Source organism: Novosphingobium marinum (assembly GCF_013408095.1).
Classification (GTDB): Bacteria; Pseudomonadota; Alphaproteobacteria; order Sphingomonadales; family Sphingomonadaceae; genus Novosphingobium; species Novosphingobium marinum.
This window is the reverse complement of the sequence record NZ_JACBZF010000005.1, coordinates 1-25,320: the sequence shown is the minus strand read 5'-3', so window position 1 is coordinate 25,320 and position 25,320 is coordinate 1. Positions and strand designations below refer to the sequence as shown.

Sequence of the window (25,320 nt, the reverse complement as noted above, 5' to 3'; positions counted from 1 at the left end):
TTTTTGCATAAGAAGTTATGGATTTTATTTTCCATTTCCCCTAACGGGCCGTCCGCGGGGACGGGAATCCGTTCATCACTGGGCATACTTTTGCGTTTCGGACGCGCGTCGCGCGATCCGGCAGTGCCGCGTTTTCGCGCGGGGCGATCCGTCCTGCGCGCTCGAAATCCTGGGTTCGAAAAAACAAGAGGAAAGAGAATCATGTCGAAGCTGAGCAGCGGCGCATCCATCGGCGCGCTGGCCATGGCGATCGCCGCACCGGCAGCGGCGCAGGAAGCGACTCCCGCGCGCACCGGCGGCCTTCAGGAAATCATCGTCACCGCGACGAAGCGCAGCGAAGACCTGCAGGACGTGCCTGTCTCGCTGAACGCCATCGGCGAGGAGGAACTCGACAATCTCGGCGTCAACACCTTCAACGACTATCTCGAGCAGCTTCCGAGCGTGACCGCGGGCGGCAGCGGCCCCGGTCAGTCGACGATCTATATCCGCGGCCTGGCCTCGACCACGCCGAACCTGACCACCGCAGGCGTCGCGGGCCTTGCCCCCAATGTCGCGATGTACCTCGACGACCAGCCGCTCGCGCAGCCTGGACGCAACCTCGACGTCTATGCTGCGGACCTCGAGCGGATCGAAGTGCTCGGCGGTCCGCAGGGAACGCTGTTCGGAGCGTCCTCGCAGGCGGGCGTCGTGCGGCTCATCACCAACAAGCCCAGCCTTGCCGGGTTCGCGGCCAAGGCAAAGGCGGAAACCTCGTTCACCAAGGGCGGCGAGACCAGCTACAAGGGCGAGGTCATGCTGAACGTCCCGGTGACCGACAGCTTCGCGCTGCGCGGCGTCGCCTTCCTCGACGACCAGGGCGGCTACATCGACAATGTCGCTGGTACCCGCACGGCAGCGGGAAGCGCCCGCTTCCGCGCCGCCGGGACGGTGCGCGCGAACGGCGTGCCGGTCAGTCCGCAGCGCGCCGGTTTCCAGGGCACCTCCGATCTTTCGGGCGTCAACTTCCTTGCCGCCGACAATGCCGGCCTGGTCCAGGACAATTTCAACGACACGCAGTACGCGGGCTTCCGCGTCAGCGCGCTGTATGAAGTCTCGCCCGACTGGAAGATCACCGTGCAGCACATGCGCCAGAGCGTGGAATCGGACGGCGTGTTCTTCGCCGACCCCGAACTGGGGCTCGACGATCTCGAAATCCAGCGTTTCGAGGACGACCGGCTCGAGGACGACTTCTCGAACACTTCGTGGACGGTCGAAGGTCGTCTGGCGATGCTCGATATCGTCTACACCGGCGCCTACACCGACCGCGAGACGCACCAGCGCGTCGACTACACCGACTATCTCTTCGCCGGTCAGTACCTGCCGTACTACATCTGCGACGGGTCGGTGACCTATCCGGGCGACGCGGCACCGTCGGGCACCTGCCAGGCGCCGAACCTCTACGTCACGTCCGATGGCGGCACCGAAGTGTTCACGCAGGAATTCCGCGTCAACACGCCGCAAACCGAACGGATCCGCCTGACCGCGGGCGTCTTCTACCAGGACCTGACCCTGAAGGAGCGCAACGACTACGTCTATCCGGGCAGCGCGATCGCCGATCCGTTCGGCGCATTCGCACCCAACTTCCCGTTCGCCGGCGCCTACCGGTCGGATGCGGGACCGTTCCCGACCGGCACGATCTTCCGCAACGACGTAAAGCGCACGGACGAGCAGTTCGGCATCTTCGGAGAGGCCAGCTTCGACGTCGTTCCCGACCTGCTGACCCTGACCGTAGGCGCGCGCTACTACGACATCGACGTCGATTTCGAGGGTACGGCGAACTCCTCGTTCTGCAACTCGGGCGCGGCGCAGGATGCGGATGCGTTCGGCACGAACATCTCCGACCTCTACGACGGCGACGGACAGTACACCTTCATCGGATCGTGCAGCGCCGATCTTCGCCAGACCTTCTCGGCGGGCGACACGGTTGCGGACATCATGGCCGCCGGCCTGTCCGAAGCGCAGGCGACGCAGGTGTTCAACGCGCTCGCCGCGCCGGATTCGGCGGGCACCAAGGGCACGATCCTCAAGGGCACGATTACCGTCACTCCGACCGAGGACACGCTGTTCTACCTGACCTACTCGGAAGGCTTCCGCCCCGGCCTGCTCAACCGTCCCGGCGGCGCGCTCGGCCCGAACGGCTTCACGGTCCCCTTCGAACTCGAAACCGACGAGGTGAAGAATTACGAAATCGGCTGGAAAACCGAGCTGTTCGACCGCCAGCTGCGCTTCAACGGCAGTGCGTTCTACGTCGACATCAGCCGTTTGCAGACCACGATCTTCGATCCCAGCATCACCAACCTGTTCTTCTCGGACAATGCGGCGGATGCGCGCATCTACGGGCTGGAGAGCGATTTCACCTTCGCGCCCTACACGATGCCCGGCCTCACTGTGGCGGGCGCGTTCTCGCTGCTCGACACCAAGATCACCGACGTCCTGACCCCGACCGACGATGTCGTGAGGGGGGCGCCGCTTGCCTACGCGCCCAAGTTCCAGGGCAACCTGCGCGTGCGGTACGAGTGGGAAGTGGGCGACATGACGGCGCACATCATGCCGCAGGTGACCCATTCGTCCTCGAAGTTCACCGACATCATCGAGATCAACAAGCTGAAGCTCGACGGCTACACGACGTTCTCGCTGACCGCAGGGCTGCGCGGCGACATGTGGTCGGTCGAAGTCTTCGGCGAGAACCTGACCGACGAGCGCGCGCAGATCGCGGGCAGCTTCTATTACGACCGGGCCCGGATCACGACCAACCGTCCGCTGACAGGCGGCGTGCGGGTCTCGTTCGAGTACTGAGCGAGGCGCGACCCGAACGGGAGCGGCGGGCAAGGCGGATCGGCCTTGCCCGCCGTTCGCATTTCCGGGCATGAGGCGGGCCATGGCGACGCAAGGCGACAATTCGGCGGTTCGCGACGCGCAGGTCGCGCTGAAGGAAGGCCGCTTCGACGATGCGCTAGCGCTGGCCGTCGCCCTGCTCGGCTCCTCCCCCGATGATGCCGAGGCGCTCTACCTCGCCGCCGTCGCTGCCCGCTACCTGAGGGACTTCGACGCGGCTGCGGGGTTCCTCGCGCGGCTCAAGTCGGCTTCTCCCGAATACGGACGCGCATGGCAGGAGCACGGCCACCTCGCCCGTGCGCGAGGCCGGCGCGACGAGGCGCTTGCAGCCTATGGCGCGGCCTGCCGCTACAATCCCGCGCTCGAGGCAAGCTGGCGCGCGCAGGCAGAACTGCTTTCCGGCACGGGCCGGGATAGCGAAGCCCGCGCCGCGACCGCGCAGGCAGAGCGCCTGCGCACGATGCCACGCGAACTGCTCGCGGTGACGAACCACCTCCACGAGGGTCGCCCGCTGCGCGCCGAGGAGATCTGCCGCCACTATTTGCGCCGCAATCCGCGCGATACCGAGGCCATGCGCCTGCTCGCCGAGATCGGCAAGCGCCTCGGCGTCCTCGACGATGCCGAATTCCTGCTGGAAAGCGCGGTGTCCTTCGAACCGGACAATGCGCAGTTGCGGCTCGATTACATCCAGGTCCTTCGCGCCCGGCAAAAATTCGCCCGCGCGCTCGAGGAAGCCGAACGGCTCTGCGAAAGCGACCCCGGCAATCCGCTGTTCCAGTCGCACCTCGCGATCGAGGCAATGCAGACGGGCGACTACGACCGCGCGTTCGAGCTGTTCGACGCGGTTCTCGAAAAACTGCCGCGCGACCCGGCGACGCTGACTTCGCGCGGCCATGCGCTGAAGACGGCGGGACGGCGCGACGAGGCGGTAGCGTCCTACCGGTCCGCGCTCGACGTCGCTCCGGCGCACGGCGACACCTGGTACGCGCTCGCCAATCTCAAGACCTACCGCTTCGAGGATGCCGAACTCGAACTGATGCGCGGGCAGGTCGAACGCGGCGACCTCGGATTCATGGACCGGGTCCACATCTCGTTCGCGCTCGCCAAGGCTTACGAGGACCGGAAGGACTTCGCGCAGAGCTTTCGCTTCTACGAGGACGGCAACCGCCTGAAACGAAGGCAGAGCGGATACGATGCCGACCGGATGAGCGCCGAACTGGCCCGCCAGGCCCAGGTCTGCACGCGCGACCTGTTCGAGGAGAAGTCCGGCGCGGGCGAACCCTCGCCCGACCCGATCTTCATCCTCGGCCTGCCGCGCGCGGGTTCCACCCTGCTCGAACAAATCCTCGCTTCGCACAGCCAGGTCGACGGAACGCTGGAGCTTCCCGACATTCTCGCGCTTGCGCACCGGCTGCGCGGTCGCAAGGCGGGCGCGTCGCAGTACCCGGACATCCTGCGCGACCTCCCGCCCGGGAAGCTGGCGGAAATGGGCCGCCAGTATATCGAGAACACGCGCATCCACAGGCAGGGCGCGCCGTTCTTCATCGACAAGATGCCCAACAATTTCCGGCACATCGGGCTCATCCACCTGATCCTGCCCAACGCGAGGATCATCGATGCCCGGCGTGCACCGATGGACTGCTGCTTTTCCGGCTTCAAGCAGCTGTTCGCCGAGGGGCAGGAGTTCACGTACGGCCTGACCGAGATCGGTCGGTACTATCGCGATTACGTGCAGCTGATGGGCCATTGGGACCGCGTGCTGCCGGGCCGGGTGCTGCGCGTCCGGCACGAGGACGTGCTCGACGACCTCGAAGGGCAGGTGCGCCGGATGCTCGACTACCTTGACCTGCCCTTCGAGGAGCGGTGCCTCGAATTCCACCGGACCGAGCGCGCGGTGCGCACGGCGAGTTCGGAACAGGTCCGCCAGCCGCTCAACCGCTCCGGGATGGATGCGTGGAAGCCCTTCGAGCCGTGGCTGGGCGACTTGCGCGAGGCGCTGGGCGACCTCGCTTGACGCGTTTTCCTCAGGGTTCGGGAATTGTCCAGAGATAGACCACCCTGCCGCGCACCCGCTTGGCGTCGTGCGGCTCCCACTGGCCCATGTCGAAGGCATGGCTGACGATGCGCGCCCCGGGCTTCAGTTGCTCGATCAGCTTCGAGCGCAATTTGAGGTTGAGTTCCGGCAACAGGTAGAGCGTGACGATGTCCGCTTCCGAGAGGTCGACTGCGAACAGGTCCTGCTGGCGAAACGCCACGCGATCGTCGACGCCCGCTTCGACGGCATTGGCGCGCGCCTGTTCGACAAGCTCCGGATCTATCTCGATGCCCACCGCGTGAATGCCGTAGCGCCTGGCAGCCTTGATCGGAATGCGTCCGTCGCCCGAGCCGAGATCGTAGAGCACTTCGCCGCGCTTCGGGTTCGCCATGCGCAGCATCACGCTGACTACCGGCTCCGGCGTCGGCACGTAAACGACATCGGGCTGCTTGTCGGGTGGAGCCGACTGTCCGCTGTCGACGGGCGTGGACTGCGTCGCGGCTAGCGAAAAGGCGAGCGCACCGAGAAGCAGTGGGGCGAACTGAGGCATCGCAGACGAGTATAGCATGCATCGACGGTTTGACAGCATGCCGCCCGGCCGCCACGACGGCGCATCGAACCGGTTCCGAAAATGGTGATACGCTTGAACGCATCGGCAAAGCCGCTGGCAGGGATCGATGCCGTCGCCATCGTCGTCGGGATCGTCGTGGGCGCGGGCATATTCCGCACGCCGCCGCTCGTCGCGGCGAACCTGCCCGGCGAACCGGCGATCCTGGGCGTGTGGATAGCGGGCGCGCTGCTCTCGCTCGCAGGGGCGCTATGCTATGCCGAGCTAGCGAGTACGTTTCCCGCGACAGGCGGGGAGTACAGCCTGCTGCGCCGCGCCTATGGAAAGCGCATCGCCGTCCTCTACGGGTGGTCGCGACTGCTCGTGATCCAGACCGGATCGCTTGCACTGCTTGCCTACGTATACGGCGACTATGCGACGCGGCTGCTGGCGCTCGGACCGAACTCCGCCGCGCTTCATGCCGCGATCGCGATAAGCGCGATCACCGCGATCCACTGGACCGGCCTGCGCATGGGCGCGAGGGCGCAGCGCTGGCTGACCGCGCTCGAAATCGCCGGCCTCGGCCTGCTGGTGCTGGCGGCGCTGTGGGCGGAGCCTGCCGCAACCGCTCCCGCTGCGGGACCGCTCGAGAGTTCATCGATCGGCCTCGCGCTCGTCTTCGTGCTGCTGACCTACGGAGGGTGGAACGAGGCGGCGTACCTTTCGGCCGAACTGGAGGGTCCGCCGGCGCGGATTGCGCGAGTGCTCGTCAGCAGCATAGCGGTGATCGCGGGCGCCTACCTCCTGGTCAACTACGCGCTGATCCGTGCCCTCGGTACAAACGGCCTCGCCGCTTCCGATGCGCCGGCGGCGGATGTCCTGCAGGCGGCATGGGGACCCGGCGGTGCGCTTCTCATCAGCCTGATGGTCGCGGCAGCGGCGCTGGCATCGGCGCACGGCACCATCCTGACGGGCGCGCGTTCCGCCCACGCCCTGGGGCAGGATGTCAGGGGCATGGGCTGGCTGGCGCGGTGGGACGCCGAACGCCACTCGCCGTCGAACGCCCTCCTGCTGCAAGGGGGGATCGCACTCCTCCTCGTCGCCGCAGGGGCGATGGCGCGAGACGGGTTCCAGCTTGCGGTCGAATACACCGCACCCGCCTTCTGGTTCTTCTTCCTGGCCGTCGGCGTTTCGCTGTTCGTGTTCCGCGCGCGCCAGCCGCACATGGTGCGCCCGTTCACCGTACCGCTCTATCCGCTCGTTCCCGCGATCTTCTGCGCGAGTTGCACGTACCTGCTCTACTCCAGCCTCGCCTACACCGGCATCGGCGCGCTGTTCAGCGCGGGCCTGATGCTGTCGGGCGTCCTGCTGTTCCCGTTCCTGCGCGCCGATGATAGGGACGCCCGCTGAAGATCCTCCTCGATACAGGTGCCCCATTTCCAGATTCTGGCCGATCCTGCTTGCCGCCGCCGCGCTTCCGGGCTGCGGGCAATTGCTGCCCTCACCCGAGGACCCCGGGCATCAGGACATCCACTATGTCGCGACACCGCGACCGGTGGTGGACGCGATGCTCGACATGGCGGAAATCCGCGAAGGCGACGTGCTCTACGATCTCGGCTCGGGCGACGGGCGCATCCCGATCGAGGCGGCGAAGGCCCACGGCATTCGTGCAGTCGGCATCGAGATCGACGAAAAGCTCGTCGAGCGGGCACGCCGAAACGCGCGCAAGGCGGGCGTCGACCATCTCGTCACGTTCCGCCAGGCCGACCTGTTCGAGACCGACCTCAGCGAAGCCAGCGTCGTCACGCTATACCTGCTGCCGACGCTCAACCTGCGGCTGCGCCCCAAGCTGCTCGAGGAACTGGACACAGGCTCGCGCGTGGTCAGCCATGCTTTCGGCATGAGCGACTGGCGGCCCGAGGAAGAGCGGCAGGTGGGCAGCCGCAAGGTCTATCGCTGGACCGTGCCGGAACAATTCGTGCCCGGCTTCGAATAAGGCGGGCGAGCCCCATCGAACGGTTGAAAACCGTCACCGTTCCGGCCATTGAACGGCAGTGAGCGGGGGGATTGGATGAACGGCGAGATCGAAGCGCAGCTGCGCAGCCTTGAAGACCGGCAGGCGATCGCCGCTCTGCTCAACGGCTATTCCTACGGCATCGACCTGCGCGACTGGTCGCTTTACCGTTCGATCTTCGCCGACAGCATCGCCGCCGACTTCGCATGGTCGGGCGTGAACCAGAGCTTCGATGCCGACGAATGGGTCGCGCTCGTGTGTTCCACGCTTGCGCCGTTCGACGCCACCCAGCACTCAATGACCAACATCGATATCGACCTGAACGGCGACGAAGCCACCTTGCGCTGCCAGATGTCGGCACGCCACGTTCTCGTCCTCGACGGAGCCGAGCATCATCACATGATCGGCGGGCACTACGTGCACGACGTCGTCCGTACCGGCACGGGCTGGAAGATCAGGCGGCTTTGCCTGACGATTACCTGGGAACAGGGCGATGTCGGCCTTTTCGAAAGGGCCGCCGCACTCGGCCCGCGCCCGCGCGCTTCCATCGGCGAGCAGGGTATGGTCCTGCCTCCCGAAATTCCTTCCCGCCCGACACAGGAGCAATAACGGCCATGTCCATCGATTCCCTTTTTCAGCCGCTTGACCTCGGCAGGATCCGGATGCGCAATCGCATCGCGATGGCCCCGATGACCCGGCAGCGCTCGACGCTGCGGGGTGTGCCGACCGACCTCAACGTCGAGCACTATCGCCAGCGCGCCAGTGCGGGCCTGATCATCACCGAGGGCACCTCGCCCTCGCCGATGGGCAACGGCTATCTCTTCGCGCCGGGCAACTACACCGACGAGCAGCAGGCCGGCTGGGCGCGCGTGGCGGACGCAGTGCACGAACGCGGCGGCGCGATCTTCATGCAGGTGATGCATGTCGGCAGGCTTTCCGATCCGCTCATGCTCGACGGTGCGCAACCCATCGCTCCTTCCGCCGTGCAGCCAGATCCGACCGCGCGCCACTACACCGTATCGTGCCCGCGCCCCAAGCGCCCCTACCCCGAACCGCGCGAGATGACGCACGCCGAGGTCCTTTCCACCATCGACGAATTCAAGGCCTGCACCGAACGGGCGCTGGCCGCGGGTCTCGACGGTGTCGAGCTCCATGCCGCGAGCGGGTACCTGCCGATGCAGTTTCTCTCGCAGAACACCAACCTGCGCACCGACGAGTGGGGCGGGACGCTGGAGAAGCGCTGCGCCTTCGTTCTCGCCTGCGTCGATGCCATGGCCGAGGTCGCCGGGCCGAAGTTCGTCGCAGTCAAGGTGGCCCCGGGCTGGACCTTCCACGACGTGTTCGACGACGATGCGCCCGCGACCTACGGCCACCTGCTGCGCGAGCTTTCGAAGCGCGACATCGCCTATCTCCAGCTCGGGAACTACTTCGTCGACTGGGACGTCTACGGCATCCTGAGGCCGCAGTTCGACGGGCCGGTGCTCTACACTGCCGGCTTTACCCGCCAGACGGGCGCGGAAGCGATCGAGAGCGGCGGCGCCGACGGGATCGCATTCGGACAGGCCTTCATCGCCAATCCCGACCTCGCCGAGCGCTACCGCGACGGCTCAAAGCTCAACCGGCCCGACCTTGCGACCTACTACACCCAGGGGAAGGAAGGGTACACCGACTACCCGACTGTCGCGGAGATGACCGAGGACACGCCCAGCCAGGACGTCGATGCCGCTCCTACCCCTGTCGGCGTAGAGACGACCGGGTAAGGCAAGGGAGGCTTCGATGCCCGTTCCCGTCTCCGACGCAGCGACGCTCGCCGCCAAGCAGGCGATCACCGAGAACCTCAACAACTATTGCCGCGCACTCGACCGCATGGACCGGGACCTGGCGCTGTCATGCTGGCATCCGGGCGGAACGGACGAGCACACGCCGCTGTTCTCGGGCACGGGCGCGGACTTCGTCGACTGGGTGTTCAGGCTGCACGAACCCATGGTGCTGACCCGGCACGTCCTGACCAACATCCTGATCGAGGTGGACGGCGACGAGGCGTGGAGCGAAAGCTACTGGACCGTCCTATTGCGCGTCGAGCGCGACGGCGGGATCGTCGACATCACGGGCGGCGGCCGATACCTCGACCATCACCGCGCGATCGACGGCAAGTGGGGCTTCGTCCACCGCCGCTCGGTGCACGACTGGGACCGCGTCGAACCCCTGCAGGGGACGATGGCGGACTTTGCAGGCGTTCCGCTGCTCGAGCCGACGGCGCCCGACGCGCCGCTCTATCCCGCCACGCGCACGAAGGCCGATCCTTCCTACGCGGCTTTGGGACGCCATGACCTGCGCTTTCCCGGCTAGAACCCCGCGCGAGAAGGAGAGGCCGACCGGCCAAGGAACCTGCCACCGGATTGATCCGTTAACAGTCTTAGGTGAATCGTGCTAAAATCGTGCCGACGACAATGGACCCGGACCTGGAACAACTGACCCCCCGCCAACGGGAGATTGCCCGCCTTCTGGAGGATCGCCTGACGATCAAGGAGATTGCCGGGGCACTCGATATTTCCGAATCGGCGGTCAACCAGCACGTGGCGCGCATCAAGCTGCGCCTTGGCGTGAATTCATTGCGCGAAATCGCGGAATGGTCCGAAACCCTCGAAAACCCTGCCGCCGAGGAGGGGTGCAGGAAACCTGCATATACAAAAAATGATCTGCCGGAACGCGACGGGACAGGCGAAGAGAAGGTCCGGGACGCCCGGGTCGACATGGCTGTCTTCCACGACGCGGTAACGTTCGATCGTTACGCGCCGTGGGAGCGGTCTGCCTCCCGGTCCGTAGTCCCGAGGGTGCTCGACGGTCCGCACGGAACGGTCTGGCGCATCGCGGCGATCCTTGGGCTGGCGTTCGGTATGCTTGCCCTGGTCATGGTCGGTCTCGGTGTCGCCCAGGGTGTGACGGAAGCTTTGGAAAGCGACGGACCGGCCCCTCGAAACCAAACTTGAGAGCCGACCGGTCGAGCCCGGTCCGCCGGGGACGCTATGACAATGTCGATTTCCATTCACGCCGCCGACGTACGCATTCGCCGCGATATCCGCGGAGCCGAAGCCAAGGCCGACGAGGCCCTGCTCGCCAAGATCAAGCTCATGGAATCGCTGATCCTCGCCCGCCAGTCGGACGAAGTGGACGTGCCGCACGTGGGCCAGAAGGCAATGATCCGCCTCGGTCGCTCGATCCAGACCGAAATCGATTCCGCCAGCGACCTGTTCCGCGTACACGACGAACTGGTCAAGGTCCGCGAAGTCGTCGGTATCGGTGACGAGGACGGTTCCACTCCGGCGGCCGGTCTGGAAGAAAGCGACCTCGCGCGCGTGGCCTGACCCTGCGCCCGGATCGCAAACTCGAACGGGTATCGGATGCTCGAACTCTTTCTTGCCGTGAAAGACGAGGTCCAGTTCGGTCTCGCCCTGTTCCTCTGCGCACTGGCGTGGTGGATCGGGGCGGGATCCGAACGCCTCGCGGCAAGCGCCATCGCGGCGATGTTCCTGCTCGATATCCCGAACCACCTTCTCTTCGGAGACGCGACGTGGGTGTCGGTGGACTGGGGTCACGCGGTGATCGACGTCCTGACAGCCGGCCTCCTCGTCTATTGCGGCCTCTACGCGAACCGGATGTACCCCCTATGGCTGGCAGCCTTTCAACTGATAAGCGCGACGTCCCACCTGTCCCGGGAACTGAGCCATGGCATGGCCGGCCAGGCCTATTCCATAATGATAATCACGCCCTCCTACTTCGAGCTGCTGATACTGGCGCTGGGAATCCACAGCCACATGCAGCGAAAGCGGGCGTGGGGGTCGTACCGGTCTTGGCGCAGCTGCTCGCCCCATTTGCAGGTCGCCGTGCGCTAGAGTGCGCCGAGCGGCTGATCGAGCGGTTCGGTTCGATCCGGCAGGTGATGGCCGCCTCCGCCAGGCAGATTGCGTCGGTGGAGGGTATCGGCAACGAACTTGCGGACATGCTGACCGGAGCGCGCGCCCTCGTCGAGATTGGCATGCGCGAACAAGTCCGTGGGGCGCCGGTCGACATCTCCGATCCCTCGTTCCTCGACTACCTCCGCGCCCGGTTCGTCGCGTGCGACCGCGAATGCCTGTTTGTCTTCTACCTCGATCGCGACGGGGCCTACATCACCGATGAATGCCTTGGAACCGGCGAAGCCAGTCGGGTGGCGAGCAAGATCAGGACGCTGTTCCATCGCGCCATCGAGCTTGCATCCCCCGCGATAATTCTCGCGCACAACCATCCGTCGGGCTCATGCCGTCCGAGCGCGCAGGACATCGCCGAAACGCGAAAGTTGTCCGCGCTCGCTGCCGCTCTCGGCATCGAGATCAGGGATCACATCATCGTCGCCGGAGCGTCATGCTGCAGCATGCGGCGAGCCGGTCTCCTCGACAACGAATCCGCCCGGTAACCGGAGCCAGTCATGAAACATTCCGCCAACGATACCTACAAGGACGAGCTCGTCGCCGAGATCGAGAGCCTCATCCGGTCGGGGCAGCACGAGTTCGCTGCCGGCACGACACCGCCGCTGTCCGATGGCCGCCAGTGGACGGTCATGCCGACCGACCGGTTCTACGGAGCTATCGAAAAGCAGTCGAAGATCGGTGCCCGCCACCTGGTCGAGATAGTCGTCGGTTCACTCGAATCGATCGACTGGGACGGTGGCGCGTCGGAAAGCATCCAGGACAGGTTCTCGCGATTGGGCAAGGAACTCGCGACCCGCATTTCGAAGACGACCGCCGACCCCGCCGCTTCCCGGGGTTCGCGCACCCCTCCCGAAAACGCCCTGATACTGGGCGACCGGTGACTCGCGGCCGGCAATGACGCCTGCCGGTACCCTGCGCGTCCCGCGCGTGCGCTATCGCCTCACGGCGTTCTGATCGGATCGCGACCGTCCCAGTCTACCGCCGCGTCGGCGACCGTCCTGAACAGTTCGAGGATGGATTCCTTGGCCTCGACGAGTTCGGTCATGTACCCGATCTGGTCGCGCGTATCGACGTAGGCGTAGTGCATGTCGCCGAACATTCCGTCGGCAGCAACGGCGATTCCCTGCGACGTGTAGAACGACAATTCGGCTTCGTAGTCAGGCACGATCGTGCCGAAATGGTGGAAGCCTTCCTCGCCCTCGGCGATGCTGTCCCGGTATGCCGACGGATCGCTTCCGTCCTGCTGGATAAGCTCGATCTGCATCGATCCGGCCTGCGCCAGCGCGGCGCTGAAGCGGATGGTCCCGGGAGTGCCGCGATAGCGGAACCCTTCGACCTCGACATCGCGCATCATGAAGAAGGGTCCGACCCGCATGGTCCTGAGCCAGCGGTCCACCGCCTCGTCCAGGTCCCTCACCACCCAGGCCGACTGAAAGAAATTCTTCGGTGCAATCATCGTGTCGCTCCTCTCCAAAGGCGCCTCTCCGCCTTGGCGGACGCTGCGACACCTTGCCGGGAACTGTGGCGCGCGTCCACGCCGATGCGTCTGTCGCAGGAAGAGCCGAAGTCGACACCCCTACAAGTACCCTGTCGCAAACTGACCCGCTCGGTTATCATCGACGCAATAACGAGCGAGAGGACGTTCCGATGGCAACCGTAACCCAGTCGACTTCGCTTGCACCGGTTCCGCACCATGTCCCGGAGCATCTCGTCGTCGATTTCGATCTCTACGATCCGCCGGGCGCCGGGGAGGACTTTCACGGCGCATGGAAAAGGCTGCAGGACGAAGCTCCGGACATGATCTGGACCCCGCGCAACGGCGGGCACTGGATTGCGCTGCGCGGGAAGCTGATCCACGAGATCTTCGCCGACTTCGAGCATTTCTCCTCGAAGACGATCATCGTGCCGCGCGAGCGCGGCGATGGCATCAAGGTCCTGCCGACGACGCTCGACCCTCCGGAGCACCGTCCCTACCGCGCGCTGCTCAACGCGGGGCTCTCGCCGCGCATGGTGCGCGAACTTGAGCCGGACATCCGCGATCTTGTCGTGCGGACCGTGGAACAGCTCGCGCCACGGGGAAAGTGCGAGTTCGTCAGCGAATTCGCCGAAGTCCTCCCGATCAACATCTTCATGATGATGGTCGACCTGCCCCTCGACGACGCCCTGATGATGAAGGGCTGGGTCGACGATGTGCTGCGCCCCGAATCGGCCGATTCCGCCGAAGCGACGATGCAGAAATTCTCCGACTACCTGAAACCCGTCATTCGCGAGCGGACACGCAACCCCGGCAACGACCTGATAAGCCAGTTCGTCACCAGCGAGGTCAACGGCGCCCCGCTGCCGGAACATCAGGCGATCGAGCTGGGCACGCAGGTCCTGATGGGCGGCCTCGACACGGTCATATCCTCGCTCGGCTTCATCATGCTGTTCCTTGCGCGAAATCCGGGGCACCGCCGCCAGCTGATCGACGACCCGTCGATAAAGCACACGGCGGTCGAGGAGTTCTTCCGCCGGTTCGGCATCGTTCAGAACGGGCGCGAGGTGCTGGCCGACCTCGATTTCCATGGCGTGCACATGCGCGGCGGCGACCTCGTCATCATGCCGAACGCCCTCCACGGCCTCGACGACCGGGAGTACGAGCGCTCCCTCGATGTCGATTTCCGCCGCAAGATCGGCGCGCATTCGACCTTCGGCAACGGCGCGCACCGCTGCCCCGGAGCCATGCTGGCCCGAAGCGAAGTTCGCATCACTCTTGAGGAGTGGCTGCCGCGCATCCCCGATTTCAGGGTGGACGAAACCGACCGGGTGGAAATGGAAGGCGGCATCGTGGCAACCGTCAACAGGCTGCCCTTGCGGTGGGACTGAGCCGGGTTCCACCGGACAGTGAATGTCACCCGGCTGCGGACTTGAGGTCCCTCACTCCAGGTGGTCTGCGTATCCCTCGAGGAATACCGGATCGGCGAAGGCTGTCCTTATCCTGACAGACTTGAACAGCCACCGCCCGTCGACCCTCTCGTATTCGTCCGAATAGATGTTCGAGAGGAAGATCGGCTTGGGATTTTCCTTGGTGGTGAAAGCGAACAGGCCCGTGAACGTACCTGTCGCCGTGTCGCCGTTCACCTCGATCAGCGGATTGAGCATGTAATGCATCGCGCATTCCCACTGCGTGGTCAGCTGCGTCATCATCGCCTCGATCTCCGCAGGCCCGGTCGCAAGCCCCATGCCCACGTCGAATGTACCATCCTCGGTGAAAAGCGATGCGAATTCCTTCAGGTCGCCCGACTTCCCGTCGAGAATATTCGCGCCGTAGGCATACCGGCTCCTGAGATCGACTATCTCCTGAATGTCTTCGGCCCTGGTCGGCCTGCTATCGCCGTTCGACATCTATCTCTCCCGTTTTTCTATCGCCAGACGACTCGCCTGCCGCCTGGACAATACCGGCAGGCGGCAGGGGTTCAACAGGATCGGATACGATGCGTCACGCGGACCGCAGGCCGGCAATTGGAATCTGAAAGGCCTGCCCAAAAAGTCAGCTTTCACCGCTCGGCTATCTTGTAACGTTGTCGGAAAGGAAGGGCCCGGACAGAGGCCCTCGCGACCAGCGAGCAAGTTGCCTGATCGCTCATCTAACGGGAGGGAAAGCCGTTGCGGTTCAAGTCGATACGATATCTCGGACTGGTCTCCGCTCTGGCCTCGCTTGCTGCGGCCGCAGCGTATGCCGGCGATCCGGTTCCGGGCCAGAACCCCGCGCAGATCCTGACCGATGCCGAGGACGGGGACGACTGGGCCGCTTTCGGCCGCACGTATGACGAGCGACATTTCAGCCCCCTCTCGCAAATCGGCGAGGCCAACGTCGCCAACCTGAAACTCGCCTGGTTCCATGACCTGCCCACGGGCAATTCGGTAAGCGGCCCGCTCGCGGTCGACGGGGTTCTCTACACCGCCACCGGTTACAGCGTGGTGCGGGCGTTCGAGGCCGATACAGGCAAGATGCTCTGGGAGCACGACACCGGGGCGACCGGGCTCGCCGGCAACAAGATGCATCAGGGCTGGGGCATTCGCGGCCTGGCCTACTGGGACGGGATGGTCTTCGTCGGCACGCACGACGGTCGCCTCGTCGCGCTCGATACCAGGGACGGCAGCGAGGTCTGGAGCCAGATGACCGTCGGCAAGGATGATGTGCGTTTCATCTCCGGCCCGCCGCGTGTCTTCGACGGAAAGGTCATCATCGGTCACGGCGGAGCGGACGTCGGCCCGATCCGCGGGTACGTCACGACATTCGACGCAAAGACAGGCAAGCAGCTCTGGCGGTTCCACACGGTCCCCGGAAACCCGGCGGACGGCTTCGAGAACGAAGCCATGGAAATGGCTGCCCAGACATGGTCGGGCGAATGGTGGAAGTACGGAGGCGGCGGCACGGTCTGGAACGCCATGACCTACGACCCCGACACCCACTCCATAATCCTCGGCACGGGCAACGGCGCGCCGTGGAACCGGCGGGTGCGCAGCGAAGGAAAGGGCGACAACCTCTTCCTTTGCTCGATCATCGCGCTTGATGCCGATACCGGCGAGTACAAGTGGCACTACCAGACCAATCCCGGCGAGAGCTGGGACTACAACAGCGCGATGGACATGCAGCTCGCCGATCTCGAGATCGACGGCAAGCCGCGCAAGGTCGTGATGACCGCGCCGAAGAACGGCTTCTTCTACGTGATCGACCGGACCAACGGAAAGCTGATCTCGGCCGAACCGCTGACCAAGGTGACTTGGGCGGAACGCATCGACCTTGAAACCGGTCGCCCGGTGGAGCGCGAGGGCATCCGCTACGAGGACGGCAAGACGGTCGTCATGTGGCCCGGCCCCAACGGCGGGCACAACTGGCTGCCGATGTCGTTCGATCCGCGCACGAACATCGCTTACGTGCCCGAGTTGCAGCAGCCCGGAACCTACAATGACCGGGGCATCGATCCGAAAGCATGGAAATTCACGCCCGGAGCCAACGACCCGGCGGTCAATATCGACCTCACCTCGAACGAGCCGGGCGCCGGGACCAGCGAAGTCGTCGCCTACGACGTGGTGAACCGCAAGAAGCTATGGACCATTCCGAACCCCGGGTTCTGGAACGGCGGCACGATGGCGACTGCCGGCAACCTCCTGTTCCAGGGCAACGCCGATGGCACCTTCAACGCGTTTTCGAGCAGGAACGGGAAGAAGCTGTGGAGCTTCGATGCCCAGACCGGCGTCCTCGCCCCGCCGATTACCTACACGGTCGACGGAAAGCAGTACGTCACGGTCCTGTCCGGCTTCGGCGTGAGCGGGGCGCTGTTCGGCGACATCGTCGCCCGGTTCGGCTGGCAGTACCGGTCGCAGCCGCGTCGTATTCTGACATTTTCGCTCGACGGCGCGGCAAAGCTGCCCCCCGCACCTGCGCGGCAGGAACTCGCGCCGGTCAGCGATCCGACGTTCGAGCTCGATCCGGACCTTGCCGAAAGGGGCGCGACGGTGGTGGGCCGAAGGTGCATCGTGTGCCATGGCGTGGACCTGAAGGCCGCCGGGATCGCTCCCGACCTGAGGGTTTCGCCTGTCCCGGCGAACGCGGGTGCCTTCGATGCGGTGGTCAGGCAGGGTGCGCTGGTATCGCGGGGCATGCCCGCCTATCCCGACGTTTCTAAGGAAGATCTAGATGCGGCACGGCACTACATCCGGATGAAAGCCAGGGAGTATGCCGAAAGCCGGATGTGAGCCGGGTGAAGTCTCAAACGCGGTCGCGGCTGCAATAAAGGCGACCGACTGAAGTCACGCCCATGGGAGAACGATGAAATGATCAAGCACGTAGGCTTGCTGAAGCGGAACCCGAAGCTGACTCACGCCGAATTCCGGGACCACTACGAACGCGTGCATGCGAAGATCGGTGAAAAGTATCTGAAAGGGCGCGCAACCAAGTATCTGAGGCGCTACCTGACGCCGCTCGTCGACGAGACATATGGGGTCGAAGGCGATCACGGTTTCGACATCATCATGGAACTGTGGTTCGAGAACGAGGAAATCTACCACGACACGCTGCGGCACATCACCACGCCGGAAGCCAGCGCCGAGATCATCGCAGACGAGGAATTTCTCTTCGACCGGAGCGCCAACCGCTTCTTCACGGTCGACGAAACCGAAAGCGACCTCGGTTCGCCCGGAGCGGGGTGATGTCCGCATCTGACGAACGGACCGCGGGCGGCTCTCCTGCTCTATCGAAGCCGGACGGCGAGCCGGTGAGCTTCATGGACCCGGAAATCTCCGAATGTCCGTACGAGGCCTATCAGGCAGCGCGCGACGAGGCGCCCGTCTATTACGATCCCGTCGGCGGTTTCTACGTGCTGACGCGGTACGAGGACATCCGCGCGGCCCTTCTCGATGTCGAGACCTATTCCTGCCAGAACTACTTCGACAAGTTGCGCAGCCATTCGCAGGCGGAACGCGCAAGGCAGGCCGAAGAGCGTTTCCGGACAGAGGGCTGGCTTCCGGGGCCGAGCATCCTGCAACTGGGGCCCGAGCGGCACAAGCCGCTCCGCGCCGTGTTCGACGGCGCGCTAAGGGCGGGGAAAGTCAGGGAGATGGAGCCGTTCGTGCGCGAAACGGCCTACCAGCTCGTCGATGAATTCGCCGCAGACGGGCAGGCCGACTTCGTCGCGCAATTCGCCATGCCCTTCCCGCTCATCGTCATCATCACGCAGGTCGGCGCGCCGAAGAAGGACATGTGGCGGATCAAGGAATGGACCGAGGCGTGGATCAACCGCATCGGCCTGATGCTCGACGACGAGCAGGATGCCCGGGCCGTCGGTCTCGAGATCGAATTCCAGCACTACATGATGGACATCGTCAGGCGGCTGCGCAGCAATCCCGACGACACGATCCTGAGCGACCTGGTCAACTCGCCGATGCCCGATGGCGGGATGATCGAGGACGGGGAAATGCTTACGCACATCCTGTCCGATCTTCTCGTCGGCGGAAGCGAGACGACGACGAACGCCCTGTCGTCCGGTATCATGCTGATGTGCCGCAATCCCGAGGTCCAGGCTGCGCTGCGCGAGGATCGGGACGCGCACCTTCGGACCTTCGTTGAGGAAGTCCTGCGGCTGGAAAGCCCGGTCCAGGGTCTTTTTCGCGTCGCCGGCAGGACGTTCGACCTGCACGGCGTGACCATTCCCGAAGGCGCGATGATCCACTTGCGTTACGGCGCGGCCAACCGTGACGAGCGACAGTTCGGGTGCCCCGCCGAGCTTGATCTTGCCCGGCGCAACGCCGCCACGCATGTCGCATTCGGATCTGGGCCGCACCACTGCGTCGGCGCGACGCTGGCACGGCGAGAGCTCCAGTTCGGATTCTCGGCAATGCTGGATCGCATGCGCGACATCCGCCTGGCCGAAGGGAACGATTTCGCCCACATGCATTCGGTTTCGCACCGGGCGCTGAAGCGGCTCCTGATCGAGTTCGACCCGGCCTGAACCGGACGTTCCGCGACTATTCCCGACGAACTTCACGCGACGCTTCCCGGACATTGCGAGCGCTGCCGGCCCTAGAATTAAGTCATATGCGTCAGCCTCGCGATCGGAGACACAGGGGCCTATCGCGCGACCTTCCGGCGTGAGCGCTCGACGCTGAGTTCGCCGATAAGGTCTTTGAGTGCCTGGTTTTCTTCCTCGAGCTCCGCAAGGGTCATGCGCTCAACCGTCGATGCCCCGTCGTCTTCGCTTGGTGCAACCGCCTGCGTCCCATGAAGCGGGGAAGGAGCGCACAGGCCCGCGATAACTATTTCCATGGCGTCCTCCACGATCTCGGTCACAGGTTCCGTCGGCAGACCCGAACGGATTGCGCCCGCGTGGCGGACGAGAACGCCCAGGAACATCGTGAATCCCGCCGTGATCCTCCTGTGGGCCCACTCCTGATCGTACCCCATGGCATCGATCAAAAGCCTGCGGGTTTCCCCGATTGCCGGAAATTCCGACGTGATGATGTCGACGCCCTTCCGGTACTCCTTGTCCTTGTATAGCGCGTAGAACTGCAGGAGGAACCTGGCGTAGGGAAAGTCGCCATCGTCGGTTTGCAGGTCGAGTTGCGGAAGGCAGAAACTTCTCGCAAGTGTCGGAATGTGGCCAAGTTTTCCATTGAGCCTGGCGTTATGCAGCATCTCGCGCCGTCGCGCTTCCATCTGGCCGACACGGTATCGCAGCAAGGCGAGAACAAGACCTTCGCGGCTCTCGAAATGATACTGGACGGCATTATTGTTGCCGTTTCCCGCCAGCGTCGCGATCCGGCGTAGCGAGGCCTGATCGATCCCTTCCTTCGCGAACTCCCGTTCGGCGGCAAGGATCAGCGCAAGCTGGTTCCTGTTGAGCCCGTCCGGCGGGGAGCCGGTGTCGATCTGAGCCTGCTGGGTGATCATCGGAATCTCCGAACAATGCAAGTCAATTGACTTCAATATGAAACGCAATTAGCTTCGAGGCAATTACATGGGCCGCAAAACGGTCACGAAGCCGGGAGGGGATGTCTGTTCCGACATCCTCCGAAACCAGGAAAATATCGCGTGCGAGCCAGGCCGCCGCCGGTCGCACGGGCACTCTCGCCGTTTCTGGCGGAAGTGCATGGGAAGGGAGGGGTTGATCATATGAAATCGAAATATCTGCTGTCGGCGTCGTTCGTTTACGCGCTTGCCGTACCGGTGGGCAACCTGCATGCGCAGGAGGCAGCATCGGTCCAGCCCGAAGTGCGATCGACAGGTATCGAGGACATCGTCGTTACCGCCACGCGTCGCGATACGCGGCTCCAGACGACGCCGATTGCCGTCTCGGCCATTTCGAGCCAGACGATGGACCAGATTGCGCCGCGCGATGTCGGGGACCTCGCCGCCTACGTGCCGAACTTCTCGTCCGCCACGATACCCAGTTTCAAGGCTGCGGCCTTCGCCATGCGCGGCGTCGGCGTATCGACGATCATTCCCTTCAATGAAGCGCCGGTCGGCGTCGTGTTCGACGATTTCGTGATGCCGTCGATCCAGACCCAGTTGCTCGACACGTTCGACCTCGAGCAGATCGAGGTACTGCGCGGTCCGCAGGGCACCCTGTTCGGCAAGAACACGACCGGCGGCGTCGTGGTCGCGCGAAGCAAGCGGCCCGAACTCGGCGAACTGGGCTTCCAGGTGCGCGGCGAGATCGGTTCCTTCAAGACCAGGGTCTTCCAGGCGGCAGCCAATCTGCCGCTCGGCGACAACCTCGCCCTGCGGCTGGTGGGGAGCTATCGCAAGACCGACGGATACGTGAAGAACGGAGCCTGCTTCGGCCCGATCACGCCGTTCTCGACCTCCGACTTCGCGCAGGCGCTTGCCGGCCGGACCGGTTGCGGCGACGGAAGCGGGCTTGGCGGCGACGACGTCTTCAACGGACGCGCAAAGCTGCTCTGGGAACCGACCCCGTCGATCAGCGCGCTCCTCCAGTACGAGATCGTCCGCGATTCCGGCGAGGTGGCCGGTGTCGTCAACGCAACGCCACCCGGTTTTCTCTACAGTAATCTCGGTTTTCCCGGCGGATCCGGTGACCCGCTCGAACGCGGAGGCCTTTTCGGCGGCAACGTTGGCCTTGTAGACCTCGACAAGGGGATGCGCGTCAACGTGGACGGCGTCTATGCGAACATCGACATCGATGCCGGCCCGGGAACCATCAGTTCGGTCACGGGCTACAGGTCGCAACGATCGCGACTGCCGGGCAATTTCGCCGGCGAATATTCTCCGATCGCGCTCTACAGCGCTTCGCGCGACGATAATCGGAGGACCTTCCAGCAGGAACTTCGCTACGCGGCATCCTTTTCGGACCGGTTCGACCTCGTGGCGGGCTTCTTTTTCCAGAAGGACGATATCGACTACTGCGCGCCCACTCTGCTCGGGTTCCTCGACCTGGTGAGCGGACCGGGGCCGTTCGGTCCCAATTCGCAGACGCCGCAGGCAAATTGCAACAATCAGGATTCGCGGTCGATTGCGGTTTTTGCCGAAGGCAACTTCGACATCACCGATCGACTGAACCTGACCCTCGGCGGTCGGTACAGCTGGGACAAGAAAAAATTCGCGGCGCGCGCCGCCGTATTCGCCCAGGCGCTCGATCCCGACCTGACCTGGGAGATGCTGGACCGCTCGCTCGATTTCGGAGACTTCGATCGCTTCCCGCAGGGCGTGGTCCGTAACGAACAGAGCTGGAGTGATCCGACATGGCGGATCAGCCTGAGCTACGAAGCGACCCCCGACATCTTCCCGTACGTGACTTATGCCCGTGGCTACAAGGCGGGCGGCTTCAACGAAGTCGGCCAGTCCGGCGTACCGCTCATCCAGGACCAGCTCACCCCGTACGACCCCGAGACTGCAGACTCTTTCGAAGTCGGTCTCAAGTCAGACCTGTTCGATCGCATGGTGCGGTTGAATCTGGCCGGGTTCTGGGTGACGTACGACGATGCGCAGCGCCAGCTGCTCTTCCCCTTTACCCGGCCTGATGGTTCGGACTTCACGGAAATCCGCTTCATCAACGCCGCCAAGGTCGACGTCAAAGGCATCGAAGCCGAGTTGACGATAGCTCCCACCCGCGGTCTGACGCTGCGCGGAACGCTGGGATATCAGGACGGCAAGTACAAGTCGTTCAATTCGCCGACCCCGACGGCGCGAAACCTTGCCGAAGCACCGCTTGCCCGCACGCCCGAATGGCAAGGTTCGGCGAGCATCAGCTACGAACTTCCGGTAGGAGATATCGGCAACCTGACCCTGTTCGGCTCGCTCACCTATACGGATCGCACGCTCTTCAATCTCGATCTCAACAACCCGGACAACGACTTCTATCTCGACTCCAAGACCCTGCTTAACGCCTCGATCGCGTTCACCGACATCGACGACCGCTACACCGTGAGGCTCATCGGCAAGAACCTGACCGACGAGCTCTACTTCACGGGCGGCCAGACCGTTGGCGCCCTGTTCCGGCGCGAGACGTACGGCGAACCGAGGTATTTCGGGGTGGAAGTCGGACTGAAGTACTGAACCTCCTGACTGCGCGCCTCCTTCCCTTGCGGAGGCGCGCACTTTTTTCGACGGTGAACCAGCATGCGACACAGGCTCCGGGGGTTGTCGATGAATTACAGGAATTGGTTCCTAGCAGGCAGCGCGATCCTGCTAGCTTCGGTGTCGGTCGGCGGCGCCCCCTCGGCGCCCGCGCAGACGGACGATGACAGGGGCGAAACGGGCACCTCGGACATGGCTCGCTCCTATTCGCCCCCCCTGCGCGAGCCAAGCGAGAACATGCTGCTGTGGGGTGACCTGCACCTCCATACCAACCAGTCTCCGGATGCCTTCCTCAATGGCACCAGAAGCGTTTCGCCCGAGGACGCGTACAGGTTCGCTCTTGGAGAGGTCGTGAAGGCCGATGGCGGGAGAAGCGCGAAACTGCGCCGGCCGCTCGACTTCATCGCGATCACCGATCACTCGGAATATCTCGGCGTATTCCCGAAACTGGTCGCCGGAAACCAGGCATTGCTCTCATGGCCCCTTGGCAGGCAGATGGCCGAATTCCTCGAGCGGGGAGACAAGCAGGGCGTGGCGCAGGCCTTCGACCGCGCGATCACATCGGGCGACGCCTCTCTCCGGCCGCCGGACGAATCGGCGCGCTCGATCTGGGCGGAAGTCTCAGAGCGTGCGGATCGATTCAACCAGCCTGGCAGGTTCACCGCGCTGGTCGGATACGAGTGGACCACGACGATCAGCGGCGACAACCTCCACCGCGTCGTGATCTTCAGGGACGGGGCCGACAAGACAAGCGCAATCCGCCCTTTCACGGCGCAGGACAGCCAGGATCCGGAAGACTTGTGGAACGCGCTTGCAGGGTATGGAAAGCAGGGCATATCCGCTCTTGCGATTGCGCATAACGGCAACGTCTCGAACGGGCGCATGTTCGCTCCGACACGGCTCAACGGCCAGCCGCTGAATGCGCGCTATGCCGAGATGCGCAGCCGGTGGGAGCCGGTCTACGAAGTCACGCAGGTAAAGGGCGACGGCGAGGCGCATCCCGCGCTTTCGCCGACCGACGAGTTCGCCGATTTCGAAACCTGGGATACCGGGAACATCGCGCTTACCCGGAAGAAAGCTCCGTGGATGCTGAAGTACGAATACGCACGCTCGGCCCTGCGCGAAGGCCTGCGGCACGAGCGCGCTACTGGAGCCAACCCCTTCAAGTTCGGCATGATCGGCAGCACTGACAGCCACACCGGGCTGGCGACCACGGCCGAGGACAACTTCTTCGGCAAGTTCGTCGAATCCGAGCCTTCACCGGACCGCTGGAAGGAGGCGATGTACGGTATCCTGCAGCAAAGCTGGGAACTCGGCGCTTCCGGCCTCACGGCGGTATGGGCGCCCGAGAACACGCGGGAAGCAATCTTCGATGCCCTGCGCCGCCGTGAAGTTTACGGCACGACCGGTTCGAGAATTCGGCTGAGGTTCTTTGGCGGCTACGATTTCGAGAAGCGTGACATCGACCGGCCCGATTATGCTCGATACGCCTATTCCAGGGGCGTTCCCATGGGCAGCGACCTCGGACGATCCGGTAATGCACCAGCCTTCCTGGTTCATGCGGTAAGGGATCCGGACTCTGCGAACCTGGACCGGGTGCAGATCATCAAGGGCTGGCTCGACGCAAACGGCCAGACCCACGAGAAAATCTACGATGTCGCGCTGTCCGACGGTCGACACGTCGGCCCGGACGGCAAGGCGCCGCCGGTCGGCGATACCGTCGACCTCGCCAATGCGACCTACGAAAACTCGATCGGTGATCCGGAACTGGCGGCGTTCTGGTCCGATCCGGATTTCGACCCCGCACAGCCTGCGTTCTATTACGTTCGCGTACTCGAGATACCGCGCCCCCGATGGACCGCCTACGATGCGGCGTTCTTCGGTCTGACAATCCCCGGGAATGTCAGGATGAAGGTCCAGGACCGCGCCTACAGCTCGCCTATCTGGTACCGCCCGTGAATGTTTCGACGGGGCGCAGGCGAAATCGATCACCTGTTGCCGGATTTTCCGGCAGGTTGGCGGAGCCGTCGCCACACCCTCCCGGCGGCGGCTCCACTACGATGGCAGCCCGAAACGAGGAGGAGATCGCGGAATGATCCGGCTAGGACAGACATCTGCTGCGATGCTGGCGAGTTGCGGCATCGTTATTGCGCTGTGGGTTCACGAGCCGGTCGGGCAGGCGCAGGCCAGCGTGGCCGGCAATGCGCGCTCGGCGGTCGGTGCCACCTATTCCCCCGTTCTGCAGGAGCCGCTGGAGAACAACCTCTACTTCGGCGACCTGCACCTGCACACGAACCTGTCGCCCGACGCGTTCCTCAACGGCACCCGCTCGGTCTCGCCGGAGGATGCGTATCGCTTCGCGATGGGCGAGACGATCGAGGCCGACAACGGCTCGCCGGCCCGGCTGCGCAAGCCGCTCGACTTCATCGCGATCACCGATCACTCGGAATATCTCGGCGTCTACCCGCTGCTGCTGGAGGGCGACCCGCGCCTTTCCAGGTGGGATATTGGCAAGCGGTGGGCGCAAATGCTGCGCGACGATAATCGCCGTGATCTGATTCTCGACTTTGCCAAGGCCATCCAGTCTGATGACAAGACCTATGATGTGCCGGCAGAATTAGTCGGAAGCATCTGGCAGGGTGTTGCCGAGCGCGCGGACCGGTTCAACCGGCCGGGCCGGTTCACCGCGCTGATCGGGTACGAATGGACCTCGATGATCAACGGCGACAACCTTCACCGGGTCGTCCTCTTCCGCGGCGATGCCGAGGATACGACGAAGGTCGTGCCGTTCACCGCGCAGGACAG

General features: G+C 64.3%; 23 protein-coding genes. 19 read left to right on the top strand and 4 right to left on the bottom strand.

Features of this window, described 5'->3' with window-relative positions:
* Positions 1 to 201: 201 nt before the first annotated feature.
* Both FHS75_RS13180 and FHS75_RS13175 read left to right on the top strand, forming a co-directional pair.
* Entirely contained in the window at positions 202 to 2,835 is a 2,634-nt protein-coding gene (locus tag FHS75_RS13180; protein WP_179408171.1) for a TonB-dependent receptor, read from the top strand.
* An 82-nt stretch (positions 2,836 to 2,917) separates the two neighbouring features.
* Positions 2,918 to 4,888, top strand: a complete 1,971-nt coding sequence (locus FHS75_RS13175) for a tetratricopeptide repeat-containing sulfotransferase family protein (RefSeq protein WP_179408170.1) — start codon at positions 2,918 to 2,920, stop codon at positions 4,886 to 4,888.
* A 10-nt stretch (positions 4,889 to 4,898) separates the two neighbouring features.
* Here FHS75_RS13175 and FHS75_RS13170 read toward each other — a convergent pair whose 3' ends face one another.
* Positions 4,899 to 5,459, bottom strand: coding sequence for an SAM-dependent methyltransferase (locus FHS75_RS13170; RefSeq protein ID WP_218845260.1), 561 nt, complete (start codon positions 5,457 to 5,459; stop codon positions 4,899 to 4,901).
* A gap of 84 nt (positions 5,460 to 5,543) precedes the next feature.
* On the opposite strand from FHS75_RS13170, the gene FHS75_RS13165 reads away from it, so the two are divergent.
* The 10 genes from FHS75_RS13165 (at position 5,544) to FHS75_RS13120 (ending at position 12,319) form a co-directional block, all read left to right on the top strand.
* Complete coding sequence (locus tag FHS75_RS13165; protein WP_373285033.1) at positions 5,544 to 6,866, top strand: APC family permease; 1,323 nt, start codon at positions 5,544 to 5,546, stop codon at positions 6,864 to 6,866.
* Positions 6,847 to 7,452: an SAM-dependent methyltransferase gene (locus FHS75_RS13160; RefSeq protein WP_179408167.1), complete on the top strand. Its 606-nt coding sequence runs from the start codon at positions 6,847 to 6,849 to the stop codon at positions 7,450 to 7,452. The genes FHS75_RS13165 and FHS75_RS13160 overlap by 20 nt, the downstream gene beginning before the upstream one ends.
* A 75-nt stretch (positions 7,453 to 7,527) precedes the next feature.
* Positions 7,528 to 8,079 (top strand): nuclear transport factor 2 family protein, encoded by a 552-nt coding sequence (locus FHS75_RS13155; protein WP_179408166.1) that lies wholly within the window; start codon positions 7,528 to 7,530, stop codon positions 8,077 to 8,079.
* Positions 8,080 to 8,084: 5 nt separating this feature from the next.
* The gene (locus FHS75_RS13150) at positions 8,085 to 9,230 is read left to right on the top strand and encodes an alkene reductase (protein WP_179408165.1); all 1,146 of its coding nucleotides are present in this window, start codon (positions 8,085 to 8,087) and stop codon (positions 9,228 to 9,230) included.
* A 16-nt stretch (positions 9,231 to 9,246) separates the two neighbouring features.
* The gene (locus FHS75_RS13145; protein WP_179408164.1) at positions 9,247 to 9,819 is read left to right on the top strand and encodes a nuclear transport factor 2 family protein; all 573 of its coding nucleotides are present in this window, start codon (positions 9,247 to 9,249) and stop codon (positions 9,817 to 9,819) included.
* 101 nt (positions 9,820 to 9,920) lie between these two features.
* Positions 9,921 to 10,460, top strand: a complete 540-nt coding sequence (locus tag FHS75_RS13140; RefSeq protein WP_179408163.1) for a helix-turn-helix domain-containing protein — start codon at positions 9,921 to 9,923, stop codon at positions 10,458 to 10,460.
* A gap of 42 nt (positions 10,461 to 10,502) precedes the next feature.
* Positions 10,503 to 10,835, top strand: coding sequence for a hypothetical protein (locus FHS75_RS13135; RefSeq protein WP_179408162.1), 333 nt, complete (start codon positions 10,503 to 10,505; stop codon positions 10,833 to 10,835).
* Positions 10,836 to 10,871: 36 nt separating this feature from the next.
* On the top strand, positions 10,872 to 11,363 hold the full coding sequence (locus FHS75_RS13130) for a hypothetical protein (protein WP_179408161.1): 492 nt from the start codon (positions 10,872 to 10,874) through the stop codon (positions 11,361 to 11,363).
* Positions 11,321 to 11,923: a JAB domain-containing protein gene (locus FHS75_RS13125; protein ID WP_179408160.1), complete on the top strand. Its 603-nt coding sequence runs from the start codon at positions 11,321 to 11,323 to the stop codon at positions 11,921 to 11,923. The genes FHS75_RS13130 and FHS75_RS13125 overlap by 43 nt, the downstream gene beginning before the upstream one ends.
* A gap of 12 nt (positions 11,924 to 11,935) precedes the next feature.
* The gene (locus FHS75_RS13120; RefSeq protein WP_179408159.1) at positions 11,936 to 12,319 is read left to right on the top strand and encodes a hypothetical protein; all 384 of its coding nucleotides are present in this window, start codon (positions 11,936 to 11,938) and stop codon (positions 12,317 to 12,319) included.
* 59 nt (positions 12,320 to 12,378) lie between these two features.
* Here the strand turns inward: FHS75_RS13120 and FHS75_RS13115 are convergent, their stop codons facing one another.
* Positions 12,379 to 12,894 (bottom strand): VOC family protein, encoded by a 516-nt coding sequence (locus tag FHS75_RS13115; protein ID WP_179408158.1) that lies wholly within the window; start codon positions 12,892 to 12,894, stop codon positions 12,379 to 12,381.
* A gap of 191 nt (positions 12,895 to 13,085) precedes the next feature.
* On the opposite strand from FHS75_RS13115, the gene FHS75_RS13110 reads away from it, so the two are divergent.
* On the top strand, positions 13,086 to 14,303 hold the full coding sequence (locus FHS75_RS13110; RefSeq protein WP_179408157.1) for a cytochrome P450: 1,218 nt from the start codon (positions 13,086 to 13,088) through the stop codon (positions 14,301 to 14,303).
* A 51-nt stretch (positions 14,304 to 14,354) separates the two neighbouring features.
* On the opposite strand, the gene FHS75_RS13105 is transcribed toward FHS75_RS13110, so the two are convergent.
* On the bottom strand, positions 14,355 to 14,822 hold the full coding sequence (locus FHS75_RS13105) for a nuclear transport factor 2 family protein (protein WP_179408156.1): 468 nt from the start codon (positions 14,820 to 14,822) through the stop codon (positions 14,355 to 14,357).
* Positions 14,823 to 15,083: 261 nt separating this feature from the next.
* Between FHS75_RS13105 and FHS75_RS13100 the strand changes: the two genes are divergently transcribed.
* The 3 genes from FHS75_RS13100 (at position 15,084) to FHS75_RS13090 (ending at position 18,931) form a co-directional block, all read left to right on the top strand.
* A complete protein-coding gene (locus FHS75_RS13100; protein ID WP_179408155.1) occupies positions 15,084 to 17,180 on the top strand; it encodes a PQQ-dependent dehydrogenase, methanol/ethanol family in 2,097 nt (698 codons plus the stop codon).
* Positions 17,181 to 17,258: 78 nt separating this feature from the next.
* Entirely contained in the window at positions 17,259 to 17,633 is a 375-nt protein-coding gene (locus tag FHS75_RS13095) for an EthD domain-containing protein (protein ID WP_179408154.1), read from the top strand.
* Positions 17,633 to 18,931 carry a cytochrome P450 gene (locus FHS75_RS13090; protein WP_179408153.1) on the top strand — a complete coding sequence of 433 codons (1,299 nt, stop codon included), beginning with the start codon at positions 17,633 to 17,635 and terminating at the stop codon, positions 18,929 to 18,931. Before FHS75_RS13095 ends, FHS75_RS13090 begins: the two co-directional genes overlap by 1 nt.
* Before the next feature lie 119 nt (positions 18,932 to 19,050).
* On the opposite strand, the gene FHS75_RS13085 is transcribed toward FHS75_RS13090, so the two are convergent.
* The gene (locus FHS75_RS13085) at positions 19,051 to 19,869 is read right to left on the bottom strand and encodes a TetR/AcrR family transcriptional regulator (RefSeq protein WP_179408152.1); all 819 of its coding nucleotides are present in this window, start codon (positions 19,867 to 19,869) and stop codon (positions 19,051 to 19,053) included.
* Between the two features lie 222 nt (positions 19,870 to 20,091).
* Here FHS75_RS13085 and FHS75_RS13080 point away from each other — a divergent pair, with 222 nt between their 5' ends.
* The 3 genes from FHS75_RS13080 to FHS75_RS13070 all read left to right on the top strand — a co-directional run.
* Positions 20,092 to 22,494, top strand: a complete 2,403-nt coding sequence (locus FHS75_RS13080) for a TonB-dependent receptor (RefSeq protein WP_179408151.1) — start codon at positions 20,092 to 20,094, stop codon at positions 22,492 to 22,494.
* 90 nt (positions 22,495 to 22,584) lie between these two features.
* The gene (locus FHS75_RS13075) at positions 22,585 to 24,474 is read left to right on the top strand and encodes a DUF3604 domain-containing protein (RefSeq protein WP_179408150.1); all 1,890 of its coding nucleotides are present in this window, start codon (positions 22,585 to 22,587) and stop codon (positions 24,472 to 24,474) included.
* Positions 24,475 to 24,607: 133 nt separating this feature from the next.
* Positions 24,608 to 25,320 (top strand): DUF3604 domain-containing protein (locus FHS75_RS13070; protein WP_179408149.1); only part of this gene is annotated, 713 nt, incomplete at its 3' end.